Annotated in this window: 17 protein-coding genes; all 17 read right to left on the reverse strand. The window is 63.4% G+C overall.

Translation table 11 applies throughout. The annotated features are described in order from the left end of the window. Positions 1-41 precede the first annotated feature (41 nt). Positions 42-830, reverse strand: a complete 789-nt coding sequence (locus tag ACSBOB_RS18115) for an ABC transporter ATP-binding protein (protein ID WP_442577494.1) — start codon at positions 828-830, stop codon at positions 42-44. Next, positions 827-1,663: an ABC transporter ATP-binding protein gene (locus tag ACSBOB_RS18120; RefSeq protein WP_442577495.1), complete on the reverse strand. Its 837-nt coding sequence runs from the start codon at positions 1,661-1,663 to the stop codon at positions 827-829. The genes ACSBOB_RS18115 and ACSBOB_RS18120 overlap by 4 nt, the downstream gene beginning before the upstream one ends. Continuing rightward, positions 1,660-2,553 (reverse strand): nickel transporter permease, encoded by an 894-nt coding sequence (gene nikC, locus ACSBOB_RS18125; RefSeq protein ID WP_442577496.1) that lies wholly within the window; start codon positions 2,551-2,553, stop codon positions 1,660-1,662. The genes ACSBOB_RS18120 and nikC overlap by 4 nt, the downstream gene beginning before the upstream one ends. Then, on the reverse strand, positions 2,550-3,620 hold the full coding sequence (locus ACSBOB_RS18130) for an ABC transporter permease (RefSeq protein WP_442577497.1): 1,071 nt from the start codon (positions 3,618-3,620) through the stop codon (positions 2,550-2,552). The genes nikC and ACSBOB_RS18130 overlap by 4 nt, the downstream gene beginning before the upstream one ends. Positions 3,621-3,638: 18 nt before the next feature. After that, positions 3,639-5,219, reverse strand: a complete 1,581-nt coding sequence (locus ACSBOB_RS18135) for an ABC transporter substrate-binding protein (RefSeq protein WP_442577498.1) — start codon at positions 5,217-5,219, stop codon at positions 3,639-3,641. A gap of 33 nt (positions 5,220-5,252) precedes the next feature. Next, on the reverse strand, positions 5,253-6,758 hold the full coding sequence (locus ACSBOB_RS18140) for a M81 family metallopeptidase (protein ID WP_442577499.1): 1,506 nt from the start codon (positions 6,756-6,758) through the stop codon (positions 5,253-5,255). Between the two features lie 155 nt (positions 6,759-6,913). Then, complete coding sequence (locus ACSBOB_RS18145) at positions 6,914-7,381, reverse strand: GNAT family N-acetyltransferase (protein WP_442577500.1); 468 nt, start codon at positions 7,379-7,381, stop codon at positions 6,914-6,916. A 39-nt stretch (positions 7,382-7,420) separates the two neighbouring features. Continuing rightward, positions 7,421-7,837, reverse strand: a complete 417-nt coding sequence (locus tag ACSBOB_RS18150; protein WP_442577501.1) for a MaoC/PaaZ C-terminal domain-containing protein — start codon at positions 7,835-7,837, stop codon at positions 7,421-7,423. Continuing rightward, positions 7,834-8,250 (reverse strand): FAS1-like dehydratase domain-containing protein, encoded by a 417-nt coding sequence (locus tag ACSBOB_RS18155; RefSeq protein ID WP_442577502.1) that lies wholly within the window; start codon positions 8,248-8,250, stop codon positions 7,834-7,836. The genes ACSBOB_RS18150 and ACSBOB_RS18155 overlap by 4 nt, the downstream gene beginning before the upstream one ends. Further along, positions 8,247-9,053 (reverse strand): ABC transporter permease, encoded by an 807-nt coding sequence (locus ACSBOB_RS18160; protein WP_442577503.1) that lies wholly within the window; start codon positions 9,051-9,053, stop codon positions 8,247-8,249. Before ACSBOB_RS18160 ends, ACSBOB_RS18155 begins: the two co-directional genes overlap by 4 nt. Next, the gene (locus ACSBOB_RS18165) at positions 9,050-9,943 is read right to left on the reverse strand and encodes an ABC transporter permease (RefSeq protein ID WP_442577504.1); all 894 of its coding nucleotides are present in this window, start codon (positions 9,941-9,943) and stop codon (positions 9,050-9,052) included. The genes ACSBOB_RS18160 and ACSBOB_RS18165 overlap by 4 nt, the downstream gene beginning before the upstream one ends. 32 nt (positions 9,944-9,975) lie before the next feature. Continuing rightward, positions 9,976-10,998 (reverse strand): extracellular solute-binding protein, encoded by a 1,023-nt coding sequence (locus ACSBOB_RS18170; RefSeq protein ID WP_442577505.1) that lies wholly within the window; start codon positions 10,996-10,998, stop codon positions 9,976-9,978. 72 nt (positions 10,999-11,070) lie between these two features. Beyond that, positions 11,071-12,132: an ABC transporter ATP-binding protein gene (locus tag ACSBOB_RS18175; RefSeq protein ID WP_442577506.1), complete on the reverse strand. Its 1,062-nt coding sequence runs from the start codon at positions 12,130-12,132 to the stop codon at positions 11,071-11,073. A gap of 39 nt (positions 12,133-12,171) precedes the next feature. Continuing rightward, complete coding sequence (locus tag ACSBOB_RS18180) at positions 12,172-13,602, reverse strand: amidohydrolase family protein (RefSeq protein WP_442577507.1); 1,431 nt, start codon at positions 13,600-13,602, stop codon at positions 12,172-12,174. Positions 13,603-13,604: 2 nt separating this feature from the next. After that, a complete protein-coding gene (locus tag ACSBOB_RS18185; protein WP_442577508.1) occupies positions 13,605-15,275 on the reverse strand; it encodes a class I adenylate-forming enzyme family protein in 1,671 nt (556 codons plus the stop codon). Further along, positions 15,272-16,117, reverse strand: coding sequence for a MaoC/PaaZ C-terminal domain-containing protein (locus ACSBOB_RS18190; RefSeq protein ID WP_442583762.1), 846 nt, complete (start codon positions 16,115-16,117; stop codon positions 15,272-15,274). Before ACSBOB_RS18190 ends, ACSBOB_RS18185 begins: the two co-directional genes overlap by 4 nt. Further along, a complete protein-coding gene (locus tag ACSBOB_RS18195) occupies positions 16,117-17,016 on the reverse strand; it encodes an SDR family NAD(P)-dependent oxidoreductase (RefSeq protein ID WP_442577509.1) in 900 nt (299 codons plus the stop codon). The genes ACSBOB_RS18190 and ACSBOB_RS18195 overlap by 1 nt, the downstream gene beginning before the upstream one ends. Positions 17,017-17,097 lie beyond the last annotated feature (81 nt).

The raw sequence follows: 17,097 nt of genomic DNA on the forward strand, positions 1-17,097 counted from the left end.
CTGAGGCAGGCTGACGCTGTCCGCGCGCATGGTGTTCGAGTTCAGGCCTCTTCCCACAGATATTGCAGCAACTCACGGTCGTAACCCGAACTGGCGCGGAAAAGCTGCCGCGTATAGGCATGCTCGAACCGTCCGGCGGCCAGGTCGGCGCTGGCCAAGGTCTCGAGAATGCGGCCGCGGTTCATCACCGCGACACGGTCGCACATGTAGGAAACTACAGCCAGATTATGGCTGACCATGATGGTGGTGAAGCCGCGTTCGCGCCGCAGGCGCCGCAAGAGGTTGAGCACTTCCGCCTGCACGGACACGTCGAGCGCCGAGGTCGGTTCATCCAGAAGAAGCACGCGCGGCTCCAAAATGATGGCGCGGGCGATCGCCACGCGCTGGCGCTGGCCGCCGGAAAGCTGGTGCGGGAAGCGGAAGCGGTGTTCCGGCTTCAGCCCGACATCGGCCAGCGCGCGCTCGACACGCTTTTCCACGTCGGGCAGCCCGTGGATGCGCGCCGGCTCGGACAGCACCTTGTCGACGGTATGGCGCGGGTGCAGCGAGCCATACGGGTCCTGGAATACCATCTGGATCAAGCGTCGTTGCGCATGGCTGCGTGTCGGCGCGACAACGGTGCCGCCGATGCGGATGGTCCCGGAGTAGTCGCCGATCAGCCCGGCGATCGCGTTGAGCACCGTCGATTTGCCCGAACCGGATTCGCCGACCAGACCGAACGCCTCGCCCTCCTCAATCGAAACCGACACCTCTCGGACCGCGCTGAGCCGGCGCGCGCCCTTGCCGAAGCTGATGCCGAGGTTTTCGATCGCGATCATCGGCGCGGTCATCTTGCCCAACTCGCATCGCGTTGCAGCACGGGCAGTTCCGGCCGGTCGTCGCCGAGCCGCGGCGAGGAGGCGAGCAGCCCCTTGGCATAGGGATGCTGGACCCGGTGGAGTTCACTCGCCTTGACGGTTTCGACGACCTTGCCGGCATACATGATCATCACGCGGTCGCAGAAGGCCGACACCATGCCGAGGTCGTGGCTGATCAGGATCAGGCTCATGCCGCGCTCGCGCACCAGGTCGTCGAGGATGGCGAGCACCTGCAACTGCACCGTCACGTCGAGCGCCGAGGTCGGCTCGTCGGCGATCAGCAGTTGCGGCTCGGGGATGAGCATCATCGCGATCATCACCCGCTGGCCCATGCCGCCGGAAAGCTGGTGTGGATAGAGGTGATAGACCGCCTCCGGATCGCGGATCTTGACCGCCTTCAGCGCCTCGATGCTTTTTGCGCGGGCAAGCGCCCGATCTTTTGCGACATGCAGCCGAAACGCCTCCTCGATCTGCTGGCCGACGGTCATCACCGGATTGAGCGAGAATTTGGGGTCCTGCAACACCATGGAGATGCGCTTGCCACGGATCTTCGGCATCTCCTTTGCCGGCACCTTGAGCAGGTCCAGACCCATGAAGGAAAGCCGGTCGGCGCTGACGCGGCCGGGCGGCGGCACGAGCCGCATGATCGAGCGGCCGGTCAGCGATTTACCGGAACCCGATTCGCCGACGATGCCCAGCCGCTCACGGCCGAGCGAAAAGCTGACGCCGCGAACCACGTCCACAAAACCCTGATAGGTCGGGAAGGTGACGCGCAAATTCTCGACGTCGAGGATCGCGCCGCTCATGAGCGTTTCGGGTCCAGCACGTCCCGCAGGCCGTCGCCCAGCAGGTTGAAGCCGAGGCTGACGACGAAGATGGCAATGCCCGGGATCGTCGCCACCCACCATTGGTCGAGCAGGTAGTCGCGGCCGGTGGAGATCATGGCGCCCCATTCCGGTGTGGGCGGCTGCGCGCCGAGGCCGAGAAAGCCGAGGCCGGCGGCGGTCAGGATGATGCCTGCCATATCGAGCGTCATGCGCACGATCACCGAGGCGGTGCAGAGCGGCACGATGTAATGCCAGATGATGCGGAAGCGGGATGCGCCTTGCAGGCGGGCAGCCTTGACGAAGTCGGCGTTGCGCACGGTGATCGTCTCGGCGCGTGCGATGCGGGCGTAGGGCGGCCAGGAGGTCAGGGCGATTGCGATGATGGCGCTCTCAAGCCCCGGTTTGATCGCCGCGACGAAGGCCAGCGCCAGGATCAGCCGTGGGAAGGCGAGAAAAATGTCGGTGATGCGCATCAGCACCACGTCGACCGCCCCGCCGATGTAGCCGGAGATCGTGCCGATCAGCAGGCCGATGGGCACGACGATCACCACCACCATGATGACGATGGTGAGCGTGATCCGTGCGCCCCAGGCGACGCGCGAGAGGATGTCGCGGCCAAGCTCGTCCGTGCCGAACCAGTGCTCGGCCCCCGGCGGCTGCAGCCGCGTCGACAGCGACTGCAAGGTCGGCGATTGCAGCGGCAGTATCGGCGCCAGCACTGCGACGAGGATCAGCGTGAGCACGATCGCGAAGCCGACCATAGCCAGCGGATTGCCGCGGAACGCCAGCCAGTTGCGATACCAGTGGCCGAAGGAGGCCTGGCGCCGCGAACCCGGCGTGTCGGTGAGCAGCCAGTCGCGCGCGGTCATGTCCGAGCCCTTGGGTCGAGCAGCCGGTAAAGCATGTCGCAGAAGACGTTGAGGCAGACGAAGATCGCGCCGATCAGCATGGTTCCTCCAAGCACGGCGTTCATGTCCGCGTTGAACAGCGAGCGGGTGATGTAGAGGCCGAGGCCCGGCCAGGCGAACACGGTCTCGGTCAGCACGGCGCCCTCCAGCAGCGAAGCGTAGCTCAGCGCCACGACGGTGATCAGCGGCACGACGATGTTGCCGAGCGCGTGACGCCAGACGACGCGGCGCTCGGTCATGCCTTTTGCGCGGGCGGTCAGGATGTATTCCTGGTTCAACTGCGCCAGCATGAAGCTGCGCGTCATGCGCGAGACGTAGGCGAGCGTGAGATAACCGAGCAGGCTTGCGGGCAGGACGAGGTGCGAGAGGGCGTTGAAGAACACGTCCCAGTCGCCGGAAATCGCGCTGTCGATGGTGATCAGCCCGGTCACTGGCTCGACCAGCCCGTCATAGGCGATGTCCAGTCGCCCGGGGCCGGCGACGAGATCGAGCCAGGAATAGAAGACGAGCAGCCCGATCAGCCCCATCCAGAAGATCGGGATGGAATAGCCGACCAGGCCGATGACGCGAGTCACATGATCGATCCAGCGGCCCTGGTTGGTGGCGGCGATGACGCCGAGCGGAATGCCGATGACGACGCCGATCAGCGTCGCGGCAGTGGCAAGTTCCAGTGTCGCGGGAAAGAACTGTCCGAGATCGTGGAGAACGGGCTGAGACGTCATCGCCGATGTGCCGAAATCGCCGCGCATCACCTTCAGCAGGTAGATCCAGAACTGCTGGTAGACCGGCAGGTCGATGCCGAGTTCCTGGCGCACCCGCTCATAGGCCTCGGGTGGTGCGCGATCGCCCAGGATAGAGAGAACCGGGTCGATCGGCACCAGCCGTCCGATGACGAAGGTAATGAAGATCAGGCCGATGAGGGTCAGGATCAGGATGCCGAGGAAGCGGAAGACTTCATAGGCGACCTCGGCGCCGCGCGGCTGCCAGGCGGCAACCGCGCGTCCCGTTGCTGTCGTTTCACCGGCCATCAGGGATGCGGTCTTCAGCTACTTGGTCACGTCGTAGAAGAATACCAGATCGGCGTTCGGACCGGAGAAAAATCCCTTCACGTTCTTGCGCAGGACCGTCTGCTCGCTCTCCTGGAACATGTTGAGGAACGGGCCGGACTTCTGCAGCTTGCTCTGCAGATCAAGATACATCTGCTTGCGCTTCTCGACGTCATTCTCCTGCAGGGCCGCTTTGGTCTCGGCGCTGATCTCCGGAATGTCCCAGCTGTTGCGCCAAGCGAGCGGCTTGGACGCGGAGTTGTCGCTGTTGTCCGGGTTGTTGGCGAAGCTGTCGGCGTTGGCGTTCGGATCGAGATAGTCCGGCCCCCAGTACATGTAGATCATGTCATGCTGGCGGGCGCGGTATTTGGTCAGAACCTGCTTCACCTCGGCGGCATTGATGGTCACCTTGACGCCACCTTCCGCGAAGGTCGACTGGATCGACTGCGCGATGCCGGTGAAGGGCTGCGTGTTGCCGGTGTCGAGCGATATGTCGAAGCCGTTGGGATAACCGGCCTCGGCAAGCAGCGCCTTCGCCTTGGCAGGATCGAACTTGTAGGGATTGTCTTCCAGCGAGGCATAGAAGCCCGCCGGCCAGAACGCCTGGTGCACGATGAACTGGCCCTTGAGGAACGAGTCGGCCATGCCCTGGTAGTCGATCAGCCAGCGCAGCGCTTCCTGCACCTTGGGGTTCTTCAGCGGTTCGACCTTCTGGCTGAGGCCGAGATAATAAACCGTCGCCTTGGGAAACTGCTCGACGACGAGGTCGGAATTGCCTTCGATACCCTTGATCTGGTCGGGGCTGAGGTTGCGCGCAATGTCGATGTCGCCTTTTTCGATCAGCAGGCGCTGGGTCGAGCCTTCCGGCACGTGTCGGACGATGACGCGCTCGATCTTCGGCGCGCCGAGGCGGAAGTCGGGATTGGCTTCGAGCACCACCGACTCGTTGGCCTTCCAGGACCGCATCTTGTAGGCGCCGGAACCGGCCGAATTGGTCTTCAGCCAGTCATGGCCGAGATCGCCGTCCTTCTCATGCGCCATCGCCTCCTTCTTGTCGACGACCGAGGAAGTGACCGTGCTCATCAGGTTGAGGATGTAGGTCGGCGCATACTTCTCCGAAACCGTGAGCTGCACCGTATGTTCGTCGACCGCCTTCACCATGTCCTTGACGTTCTCGGCATTCCAGCCGAGCGCCTGGAAGAGGTACGCGGGCGTCAAATTGAGCAGGATGACGCGCTGAAACGAGAAGGCCACGTCCTCGGCCGTCACCGGGTTGCCGGAGTGGAATTTGAGGTTCGGCTTGAGCTTGAAGGTGAAAACCTTGCCGTCGTCGCTGACCGAATAGCTCTCGGCCATCTTCGGCACGAGTTTCGTCATGTCGCCGATCTCGAGACCCATCAGGCGGTCATAGACATTGACCGCGATTTCGGAATTCGAGAGTTCGTAGATTTCGGCCGGGTCCATCGTCACGATGTCATCGATGGCTTTCGCCATCACAAGCGTGTTGGCCGGCGTGTCGGCGAGCGCCGGCGCCGTCAGCATCGATGTGGCCAGAAGCAGTCCCAGAAGCATGCGTTTCATTGTGCCGTCTCCCATTTTGTCAGGCAGCTTCGTTCAGTTGGCCGGGCCTCCGGGACCGAGCCGTACTCCCGGGCGAAGGTTCTTGTAGACGACCTTTTCACCCCGGCAGAAATTGGCTCCGGGCGCCTCGACAACGATCGTCTCCTTGGCGATCGGGTCGAAATCCGCCCGGAAATGCACGGTGCTCTTCAGCGCGATGACGGCGTGGTCCTTCGGCTCGATGCCGACTTCGCGCAGCAATTGTTGATCGAGACACTGGTAGCGCACGCTGCACACCGCGACCTGCACGTCGGACTTTTCGTCCAGGATGCGCAGCCGCGCCATTTTTCCCAGCGATACGGTCACGCCGCCGAGGATGGCGCCGTGGCAGGTGAAGGTGCCGTCGGAAATCGCTTCGACCCGGACCCTGACCGGAAATGGCTCGGAGTCGTAGCCGTAGCGGCCGCCGAGCACGAGGTCGAGTTCGGCGCCGGCGCCGGCCTCATGCGCCTTCTCGGCCGTCGGCGGATCCCAGAGCAGGCCGAGCGCGGCATCGCGCATGCCGGATTCGACCATTGCCCTGAGCAGTCCGGTCGTGTCCGAAGTGCCGCCCGCGCCTGGATTGTCCTGCGTGTCGGCGATCACGATCGGATCACCCGGCCGACCGTGCGCTATCCCGTAGCTGGCGGCGTCGGCAGGGCTGAAGAGCGGACCGCTGAATGCCATTTCCGCATCCATCATGCGGGAAAGCACAGCATCCGCGGTCGCATCGACAGCGCCGGCATCCGTTCCATAGGCGACGATGGCCGGCCCGCACTCGGCGATGTCGGCCGGTGGAAAGCCAATGCCGATATCGACATTCGCCACGCCGTGTCCAGCAAGCGCAGGCAGGCCGCCATAGAGGCTCTTGCTGGGCTCGAAATCCGTGCATTGCGTATAGAGCGGGATCAGGAAAGGCACTTTGCGCAGCGCCTTGTGAAAAGGCTTTCCATGGGCGAGGCGCTGTTCCAACAATTCGTACGCGCGCTGTCCCGTCTCGATCATGTCGATATGCGGATAGGTGCGGTAGATCGCCAGCGCGTCGGAATGCTGGACCATGGCAGCCGTGATGTTGGTGTGCATGTCCAGGCTGACGATGATCGGCAGATCCGGTCCCGTTACCGTGCGGACGCGGCGCAACAACTCGCCTTCGCCGTCCTCATAAGAGTCCACCACCATGGCGCCGTGCAGGTCGAGATAGACGGCGTCGAGCCGGCCGGCCTCGGCGATGCCGCCGCAGATGACAGTCGATATGCGGTCGAAGGCATCGTCGGTGACGTAGCTGCACGGCTCGGCCGCTGCCCAGACCAGCGGCACGAAATCATATTTTTCACGCGCCGCGTTGATGAAGCCGCCGATCGGGATGGCGAGGTGAGGGAAGACCTTCAGTATATCCTCGCCGGTGGTCATTTCCGGCCAGCCATCGGCGCGGACGAAGTCGTCATAGGAAGCGCCGAAAGGCGCGAAGGTATTGGTTTCGTGCTGTAATCCGGCGATGGCAACGCGCGGGCGTGCGGTCATGGGTGACGGACACCTATTGAAGGAAACGGAGAATTGGCCAGCGCCAGAATTGGATTGGACCGCAACATGAATATGAAGTCAATATCAATTTTTTCCTGTTGTGGCAGTTGTATGAACACCTTCGGCAGGAAGCGTGTGACGAACAGGACGGGGTGTCAGGGCTCGGAGACGTTCAGGTCGTAGCGCAGATAATCCATGCGCTGCGCCACCTTGTCGTAGAGCCGTTGCGCAGTGAAATTGTCGGGCTGGGTCATCCAGAATATCTTGAACCATCCGGCCTCGCGGCCAAGCTGCTCAAGATGCGAGATCATCGCCCGCGCGGCGCCGCTGCCCCGGTTTTCGGCTTTCACGAAGATGTCCTGCAGGTAGCAGGCGTCGCCTTTGCTCCAGGTGAAGGGGAAGGTGAGGAAGAGGGTGAAGCCCTGCGGCACGTCATCCGCATCGACGGCGACGATACATCGAAGCCCGCTCGCGGCATCCGCGACGCGGTCCCAGTTGCGCTCGCCCATCTGGGGATTGCCAGGCTCGTCCGGCGCAAGCGAGACAAAATCGCGCCACATCTCCAGGAACGCTGCGCGATCCTTCGGCAGGGCAGGGCGTATGGTCACGGCTGGCGTCGTCATCAAAGGCCTTTCATCTGTTCTTCTGTTCGTGCTTTCCGCCTACCGGGAGCCGAGATGGGAAGGGTCGGCGACCGTCACGCGCGCTGTGCCGGCGATAACGACATCGCCATTGCCACGCACCAGTTCGAGCGTGAGATCGGCGAACTGCCCGCCATTGTCGGCGACGGTCTCGGCATTGCGGCAATGCGCGGTCAGCACGTCGCCCGGCCACACCGGACTGCGGAAACGGATGGAATAGCGGCGGACACTGCCGGCGCCGAACCATTTTGTCAGTGCCGAGGCAAGCAATCCCGCCGACAGCATGCCATGCGCCATCACGTCCGGCAGCCCGGCATTGCTGGCGAATTGATGATCGTGGTGGAGCGGGTTGAAGTCGCCGGAGGCGCCCGCATAACGAACCAGATCGGTTCGCGTCAGCGGACCGTATACGACCGGCCCGGGGATTGCGAAGCTCATGGCGCGGCCGCGCCCTTCTCGATCGAGGTCATGGTCTCCCGGCAGACGAGCATCCCACTCGCAACCGAGATGAATTCGACCTCCGTCGTGATGATGCGCATCGTGCCGCCGCGCTTTCCCGTCTTGGTCTCGTCGGCCACGAGTCGCGCCCGGCAGCGCAGCGTGTCGCCTGCGACGATCGGCCGGAAATATTCGTAGGTCTCCTCACCATGCACGGTGCGAGACCGGTCGAGATCGAGCATTTTTGTGATCAGCCGCTCGACGAAATCGGACGAGATCACCACCGGAAAGGTTGGCGGTGCAATGACACTGTCCTCGGCATGGACATCGTGAACCGCCCGCGCGAACTCGCGCACTTTTCCAGCCTCGATCTGGAACTCCCATTCCTCAAGAATATCTCCGACCCTGATCACGCCGCGCCCGTCCCGAATAGTTTTCCGCGCCCGCTGAGCAGGACGAGCACGCCGAGCGCCAAGAGGTTGAAAGCGATCAGCAGCGTCGCGACGGCCGTCACGGTCGGGTTCACCTGCAGCATCAACTCGTTGAACATGCGTTTTGGGATGGTCATGTAGGTTCCGGAAACGAACAGCGTGACGACCACCTCGTCGAAACTCATGACGAAGGAGAAGATCCAGGCGGCCGCAGCACTTGGCGTCAGGTTGGGCAGCACGATTTTCGTCAGGATCTGCCACTGCGACGCGCCGAGCGTCGCGGCCACCTGCTCGATGCGGACATCGAAGCCGCGGATCGCCGCCTGCATGATCAGCACGACATAAGGCACCGCCAGAATAGTGTGGCCGAGCACCAGCCCTGTAAAGGTGCCGAGCAGGCCGGTGCGTGCGAAGAAGATATAGAGCGCGACGGCGGTGATGATCGACGGCACGATCATCGGCGCCATGAAATTGGCCTCCAGCATCCGGCGACCGAAGAAAGCGCCGCGCACCAGCACGTAGGATGCGAGCGTTCCGGCGACCAGCGCCGCCGTGCTGGAGAGCGTTGCGAGCAGCAGCGAGTTCTTGCCGGCTTCCACCCAGATCGGGTTGCCGAGCAGGTTTTCGTACCAGCGCAGCGAGAAACCGGGCGGCGGGAACTCCAGCGACTTGGCGTCGGAGAAGGACATCGGCGCGACGATCAGCACCGGCAGGCACAGGAAGATGAGCACCAGCACCGCAAAGATAGCCAGCCACAGATCGGAAAACCGGCCGCGCGCGCTCATTGATAGCGCTCCCGCAGCCATTGATAGACGGCGTAAAGCGACAGCGTGATCGCCATCAGCACCACAGAGACGACGGCGGCGATCTCCCAGCGGGCGAAGCGGTTGATGAGCAGATCCATCATGTTGGCGATCAACGGCACGCGCCCGCCCCCAAGCACCGCCGGCGTGATGTAGAAGCCGAGGCTGAGGATGAAGATCAGGATCGCGGAAGCGGCGAGTGTCGGAATGGTGAGCGGAAAGAATATTTGCCAGAAGATGCGCACGCGGCCGGCGCCGAGCGTCTCCGCCACTTGCAGCAGGCGCTGGTCGACCCTGATCATCGCCGCATAGAGCGGCAGCACCAGGAACGGCAGCAGCACGTTGGTCATGCCGATGACGATGCCAAGTTCGTTGTAGAGGAATTCGACCGGCTTGCTGGTCACGCCGAGCCACATCAGCCCGCGATTGACCAGGCCCGCATTGCCGAGGATCACGATCCAGGCATAGGTCCTGACCAGGATCGACACCCAGAAGGTTATGACGACCAGACCCAGCACGACCATGCGCAGCCGGGGCCGCAGTTTCGTTGTCCAGTAGGCGAGGGGATAGCCGACCAGAATGGTGGCAATGGTCACCTCAAGCGCAATCGCCAGCGTGCGCCAGATGATGCGCATGTAGGCATTGGATTCATAGAATTCCTGAAAGTATTTACTCGTGAGCACGCCGGTGTCGGCGTCGCTCACGCTCCAGAACGCGGTGGTCAGCAGCGGGACGTCGAAGACGATCAGCGTCAACACCATGAGCGGCGCCAACAGGACAAGCAGGTCCCAGCGCAGCCTCAGGCGAAGACGACTGGAAGATGGCGCGGCGGCTGGCGCCGCGCCATCGATCGTCATGGAAGCGTCGGACACGGACGGCTTCTCTTCGGCTTTTCCGGCCTCCGTCACTGCAGGAGCTTGAACTCGTTCCAGCGCTTCTCGACTTCCTTGGCGTTGTCATACCACCACTGGCCGTTCATCAGCCATTGCACCTTCTTGTTCTCCGCGGAGGTCGGGAAGGTTTTCAGCACTTCCGGCGTGACCAGCTTTTCCAGTTCCGGGCTCGGGCCGGGATAAGGCAGGAAGTCAAGCAGACACTTCTGCGCCTCGGCGTTTGTCTGAACTTTCAGCCATTTGTACAGCATGTCGCGCTGGTCGTCGGAAATGCCCTTGGCCACCACCCACCAGGAGATGTCGAGCATGCCCTGGTCGTAGGTGGCGGATACGCCTTCCTGACCCAGCACACGTCCCGACCAGGCGATCGCGTACTGTACCTCGTTATCCTTCAGCAACTGCGCCGGCTGCGCACCCGACTGCCACCAGATCGTGTCCTTCTTGATTTTCTCCAATGTCTTGAAGGCGAGATCGAGGTCGACGCCCTTGGCGGCGTCCTCAACCGACATGCCGCCACCCATCGCCGCGAACGGCAGGACGAATTCCGGATAGTCGGGCAGGGCGCGTTTGCCGGGGAATTTCTCGGTATCGAAGAATTCCGCGAAGTTCGCCGGCGCCTTGGCGTCAGCCCGCCAGGCCATGATGGTCGAATAATAGCTGGCACCAAAACCGTTCGGGTTTTTCGCTTCGTCGAACATCGGCTCCGGGTTTAGCCTTGCCCAGTCGATGGGCTCGGTCAGGCCTTCGGCGACCTGGCGATACATGTCCCCGGTCGGTGCGTCCGTCACCGTGTTGGTGATGACCCCCGACTTGGCCTGCGCCGCCATCTTGGCATAGCCGCCGGGCGTTTCGGTGATGACCTTGATGCTGTCGCTCTTCAGCAGCGGCCCGTTCACGCATTTGTCCAACGCGTCTCCATATTCGCCGCCGGAGTTCATGATGTGAAGTTCCTTGACCTCCTGCGCCGACAAAGGCGTCGACAGGGCCAAGGCGACAACGCATGCAAGCGATATGTTCCCCAATTGCTTTTTCATTTGCATCATCCTTGTTGAGTTTAATTCGGCAGAGTTGAATGCCACGCTTGGACGCCCTGCCTTGGCGGCGGCCTAGTGGACGGATTTTCCTCCTGTCTCGTCCGGCAGCAGCCAGACGCGGTCGGGGTTCCATGAGAGCCAGATGGTCGCGCCTTCCTGGAAGCGCGTGCGCGCGCTGCCGACATTGGCGGTGAGCGTGCGGCCGCTTGCGGATTCGATCGTGTAGCGCGCGATTTCGCCGAGGAAGACAACGTCGCGGACGACGCCGCTGATGAAGCCGCTGTCCTTGTCGGTTCGGATGTCCTCCGGCCGGATCAGGCCGCAGACGCGCGCACCGGCCGGACGCTCTCCATCGACGCAGGGATAGCGGCCATCCTCGCTGTGGATCGCGCCGTCGCGGTCAAGCGTGCCTTCGACGAAATTGGCGAGACCCAGGAAACCTGCGGCAAACCGCGTCTTCGGCCGGTGATAGATTTCGTCCGGCGTGCCGATCTGCTCGACCTTGCCACCGGAAAGCAGGACGATGCGGTCGGACAACGACAGCGCTTCCTCCTGGTCGTGGGTGACCATGATCGTCGTGATGCCAAGGCCGCGCTGCAGCGCACGGATTTCGGATCTCACCTCTTCGCGCAGCTTGCGGTCGAGCGCTGCCAGCGGCTCGTCGAGCAGAAGGATATCCGGCTTGAACACGATGGCGCGTGCCAGTGCGACGCGCTGCTGCTGGCCGCCGGAAAGCTGGTGCGGCCGGCGCTTTTCGAAGCCGCCGAGCCGAACCAGGCGTAGCGCTTCGGTGACGCGCTCGGAGACTTGCGCCGATGAGAGTTTTCGAACCCTGAGCGGAAATGCGATGTTGTCGAAGATCGACATATGCGGAAACAGGGCGTAGCTCTGGAAGACCAGGCCGATGTTGCGCTGCGCCGCGGGTACGTAGGTGATCTCCTTGTCGCCGAGTTCGATGCTGCCCGTGGTCGGTGCCGTGATGCCGGCAATGAGCGACAGCATCGTGGTCTTTCCCGATCCGCTCGGCCCGAGGATCGTCGTGAACTCTCCAGAATTAACGGCAAGCGACAGGTCGCCGATGGCCTGAACCGGCCCGTAGGATTTCGAGACGTTTGAAAATCGAACGTTGGTCATAGATCCACGTTTCTCGCTGCCGCCGGCAAGCGGCGGCGTTCAGGTCACATGCGGCCAGGTCGACTTCGGCTTGATGCCGGCGCGTTGCGCCGTTCGTTCGGCCGACTGCCGGGCCAGCCGATAGATTTCCGCTTCGTCGAGCTTCACCAGCCGCCCGTGGCGCACGACGATCTCGCCATTACAAAGCACCGTGTCGACGGCCTTGGTGCGGCTGACCAGCATCAGCTGCTTCACCACGTTGACGTTTGGCTGGGCGTCGGGCAGCTCGTTGGAGCGGATGACGATATCGGCTCGCTTGCCGACCTCGATGCTGCCCACCTGGTTTTCAAAGCCCATTGCCCGGGCGCCGCCCAGCGTGAACATTTCGAGGATCGACTCGGAGGGCAGGTATTCGCCCCATTCGCGGCTGACCAGATAGGCGATGATGCCGAGATCGCCGAACGCCCAGGCTTTTGCGATGTCGGTGCCCAGCGCAATCGACGTGCCGCGCTTGTGAAGGCCCGGAAAGGCGCTGCGGCCCGTCTGCGAGATCGCGTAGTACATGAAGTTGCCGGGATGCCAGACCAGCGCCATGCCGTTGGCGGACACCGCCTCGACCTCTGGCGGCGACAGGATGTTCATATGGGTGAACACGCTGTTCGGTCCGATCAATCCTTCCTCGGCGAAGTGCACCAGCGCCGGCTTGCCGAAGCGTTTTTCGTCGTAGCTGGCATCGGACACCATAAGGCTCTGGTGCTGGTGGATCACCACGCCTTCGCGATCGGCGAGCGTCTTGGCCGCACGCATCAGTTCGTCGGTCGCGCTGCCGCAGCCATAGATGGCGACATGGCCGCGAGCCAGTGCGTCCTCGTCCTTGTTGCGCTTCAACTGGCCGCCCATCGCTTTCAGCGATCGGTCGATGCTGCACGGCGCCCGCGGTATGTCAGCCGCCATCGGCTCGCCGTCGCCGAGGTGGTCCCACAACATGCAGTCGGTCACCGAGCAGCGTATGCCGACAGCGCCTGCCGCCTCGGCGACCAGGTCGGGGAAGAAGCTCGTCGCGGCATCGACGAAGCCGGTAAAACCGTTGCGGACGAGTTCTGCCGACGCCATCAGGGCGCTCGCATATTCGTCTTCGTCCTCGACCGCGTTGATCCAGCGCGTGAACACGCCAGGCCCGCCGCCGCCCTCTTCCTTGGGAGGGTTGGGATTGTCGGTGATCGAGCCGCGGCTGAGGTGCAGGCCGGCATGGTAATGGCCTTCGATGAAGCCGGGATGGACGGTTCCGCCTTGCGCATCGATCCTTCGTGCCGCCTGCCACGCCGCCTCGACCGCGCGCCGCGGTCCGACGGCAACGATCTTCTTGCCCGACACCGCGATCGCGCCATCCGGATAGACGGTGCGGGTGCCGTCCATCGTCAGCACATGGCCGTTGGCGATCAGCAGATCGCAGCTTTTCGGTCCGGCGCTTGTCTGGTCGGTGGCGCTCACGGTCATTCTCCGATCTTGCCGGTCTCGCGGTCCCATGCGCCCTGGCGCAGGTCGCTCCTCTCCTTGAGCAGGCTCTGCTTCTGGACGCGCATCGACGGCGTGCGTTCGAAATCGGTGTCGCGGAACTCGATGAAGCGCGGGATCTTGAAGGCGGCGAGATTCTGCCGGCAGAAGGCGATTACACCTTCGGGCGGAAACACGTCGCCGGGACGGAGTTGCAGATAGGCCTTCACTTCCTCGCCGCGCAGCGTGTCGGGCACCGGCACGACCGCCGCCTCGACAACCTTGGGATGTGAGCGCAGCACGCCCTCGACCTCGGCGGCAGAAATGTTCTCGCCCATGCGGCGGATGATCTCCTTCTTGCGGCCGACGAAATAGAGCAGGCCGCGCTCGTCGCGCCGTGCCACGTCGCCAGAATGATACCAGCCGCCGCGATTGGCTTCGGCAGTTGTCTCCGGGCGGTTCAAATAGCCGGCGTAGAGATCCGGACCGCCGATCAGGCATTCGCCGGCCTCGCCGGGCGCCACGTCGTTGTCGTCATCGTCGACCAGGCGGATGGTCACGCCGGGCGGCTCGACGCCCATCGTCCCGGTGCCGACCAGTTCGTCGGCCATGTGGTTGGGCACGCGGCTCATCACGCCGCCCTCTGTCGAGCCATACTGGTTGTGCCAGTGAAAGCCGTAGCGCTCGACCATCTCCGCGTGAAGTTCCTTGGGCAGCCCGGCGTGGATGGCAAGGCGGATGCGGTGGTCCTTTTCCGCAGGCCCCGGCTCGCCCTTCATCAGCAGCGCCGGGATCGAGGCGATCGAGAGTATCTCGGTGGCGTCGTAGGTCGTCACCACTTCCCAGAAGCGCGACACCGAGAAGCGGCGCATCGCCACCATCGTGCCGCGCGAGGCGAGCGAGGTCAGAAGCTGGATCGCCGGGTCGGCATAATAGAAGGGCAGGCAGCAGAGCTGCCGATCCTGCCAGCCGCGCCGGAACAGCCTTAAATCGATATCGATGACGCGCAGCCACCAGCCATGATGCAGCATGCAGCCCTTTGGCGCGCCCGTCGTGCCCGACGTGTAGTAGACCGTGATGATGTCCTCGCGATCGCATTTCACCGTGGCGAAATCGAGCGGTTCGGCCGCCTGCTCGTATTGAGCGAGACCGTCCGGCTCGTCACCCTCCACCAGAACGATATGGGCCAGCGCCGGCGAGTTGCCGCGCACGGCCTCCATGATCGGCAGTTGCGGCTTGCCGACGATCGCGACGGTTGGCGCCGCGTCGGTTACGATATGGCCTGCGTCGTACTGCATCGCCGTCGGCGCGATCGACACCATGGTGGCGCGGTTGGCGATGATGCCGAACAGGGCGATCATGAACTCCAGCCGGTTGTCGAGCATGACGACCACGCGGTCGCCGGCCTTCACCTTGTCGCTGAGATAGCCGGCAAAGCGCTGGCAGCGGTCGAGGAATTCGCGCCGCGTCATCACCGTGCCGCCCTCGATGATGATCGCCGGGCGCTCCGGATCTTCCAGGCAGCCCTTGCTGACGATCTCGATCACCGATTGGAAGGGTACCGCGGCCCAGTCGGGCGCCACGTTCTCATGGCGGATCCAGCTTTCCGGCCGCTCCGGAACATTGATCACGCCGAGTTCCATGCGCGGCGATGAGAGGGCGGCGCTCATTTCGACACCTCGGCGTAGCCGTTCTTGATCACGATGTTGCCGTCCTTGTCGGACGCTTCAAAACCGACCGGTCCGCCGGGGCCGTTCCAATGCTCGACCTTCAGCGTCTGGCCCGGCGTCAGCAGAAGCGGAGAAGCAAAACGGCAGCCAAGCCGTTTCAACCTCGGCGTCTCGCCCCCGCAATGGTCGTCGACGATGGCCCGGGCTGCCAGCGAAAGCGTCAGCATTCCATGCACCAGCGGCGCGGCATAGCCGACCTTGGCGGCAGCGGCCGGGTCGATGGTGTAGGCGGAATAGTCGCGGGCGGCATCGGCGTAGCGGCGTGTCTGGTCCGGCGTCAGCGCGAAATGCGAGACGACTGCCGCGGCGCCCCTGGCGGACGTCGGCCGCGCCGGCGCCGCCTCGCCATATGAATTCTCCGGCGCCGCGCCACGCACAAGGCAGGTGCTGTATTGTGTCACGACCGGCTTGCCATCGTGGGTCGACGTCTCGGAGCGTACGATAAAGGTCGTGCCCGGCTTGGTGCCGCGCACGCCGACCAGCGTCGAGACGGTGAACAGCCGCAAGGCCGGCACGATCGGCGCATGGAAGATGAAATCATGCTCGCCATGCAGGGCGAAACCGTTCGTGACGCGATCGAGGATCGCGACCATGCTCTGCATGACCGGTACGTGCGAGAACACCGGCGGCGCGAATTCTCCCGCCAAATGATGCGGGTTCTCATCGTCCACCGACCGCGCGAATTGCGCTATGCGATGGCTGCTGGTCCGGAACTCCTCGGAGTCGATTGAAAGACCGATCGGAAATCCCTCGGTCTGCGACGCAGGCGCGTTCGCATTCATCACGGCAATCCCTCAACAAAATCGCTCAGTTTCGAAAGTCTCGGCAGCTTGTTCGCGAGCTCCCTGTCGATATCTTCCAGCCTCCAGCGGCCGTCGGTCTTCAAATCGACCTCGATGGTGGACGGCGCGATCACTTCGATGCGGTTGCCGTAAGCCTGGAACACCTGGCCGGTCGCCGGGCAGCGCTCCAGCGCCAGCCAGCAGATCAGCGGCGACACGTTATCGGGCGAAAACACGTCGAAGACGCCCTCCGGTGGGGGCTTGAGCGACGCTTCGATGCGCGTGCGCGCCGACGGTGACACTGCGTTGGACCGCACACCATATTTCATGCCTTCCAGCGCAAGCGTCCGCGACAGGCCGACCACGGCAAGCTTTGCCGACGAATAATTCGCCTGGCCGAAGTTACCGACAAGCCCGGCAAGCGAGGTGGTGTGAACGATGGAGGCGGCAACCTTGTTGCCGGCCTTCGATTCATTGCGCCAATGCTCCATGGCGTGGCGCGACGGCGCCGCGTGTCCCTTGAGATGCACGCGGATGACGGCGTCCCATTCTTCTTCGGACATGTTGGCGAACAATTTGTCGCGCAGGATGCCGGCATTGTTGATCAGTATGTCGAGGCCGCCGAAGGTTTCGACCGCCATGGCGACCAGCGCCTGCGCATCGCTCCAGTCGGCAACATCGTGGCCGCTGACGACCGCCTTGCCGCCCTTGGCGACGATCTCGGCAACGACGGACTGTGCGGGGGAGGGGTCGCGGCCCGATCCATAAAGGTCGCCGCCGAGGTCGTTGACGACGACTGCCGCGCCAAGCTCCGCCAGCGCCAGCGCATAGGACCGCCCAAGCCCGCGGCCTGCGCCGGTGACGATTGCGACACGCCCGTCAAGTCGATGATGCGGCATCAGATTGAAGCTCCGGACGGCAACCGTTCAGCCATGAAATTCCTATGGTTCGGCACGCCCACCTCGCTCGACAAATGCACT

The sequence above is a fragment of the Mesorhizobium sp. KACC 23794 genome, from assembly GCF_052180275.1.
Classification (GTDB): domain Bacteria; phylum Pseudomonadota; class Alphaproteobacteria; order Rhizobiales; family Rhizobiaceae; genus Kumtagia.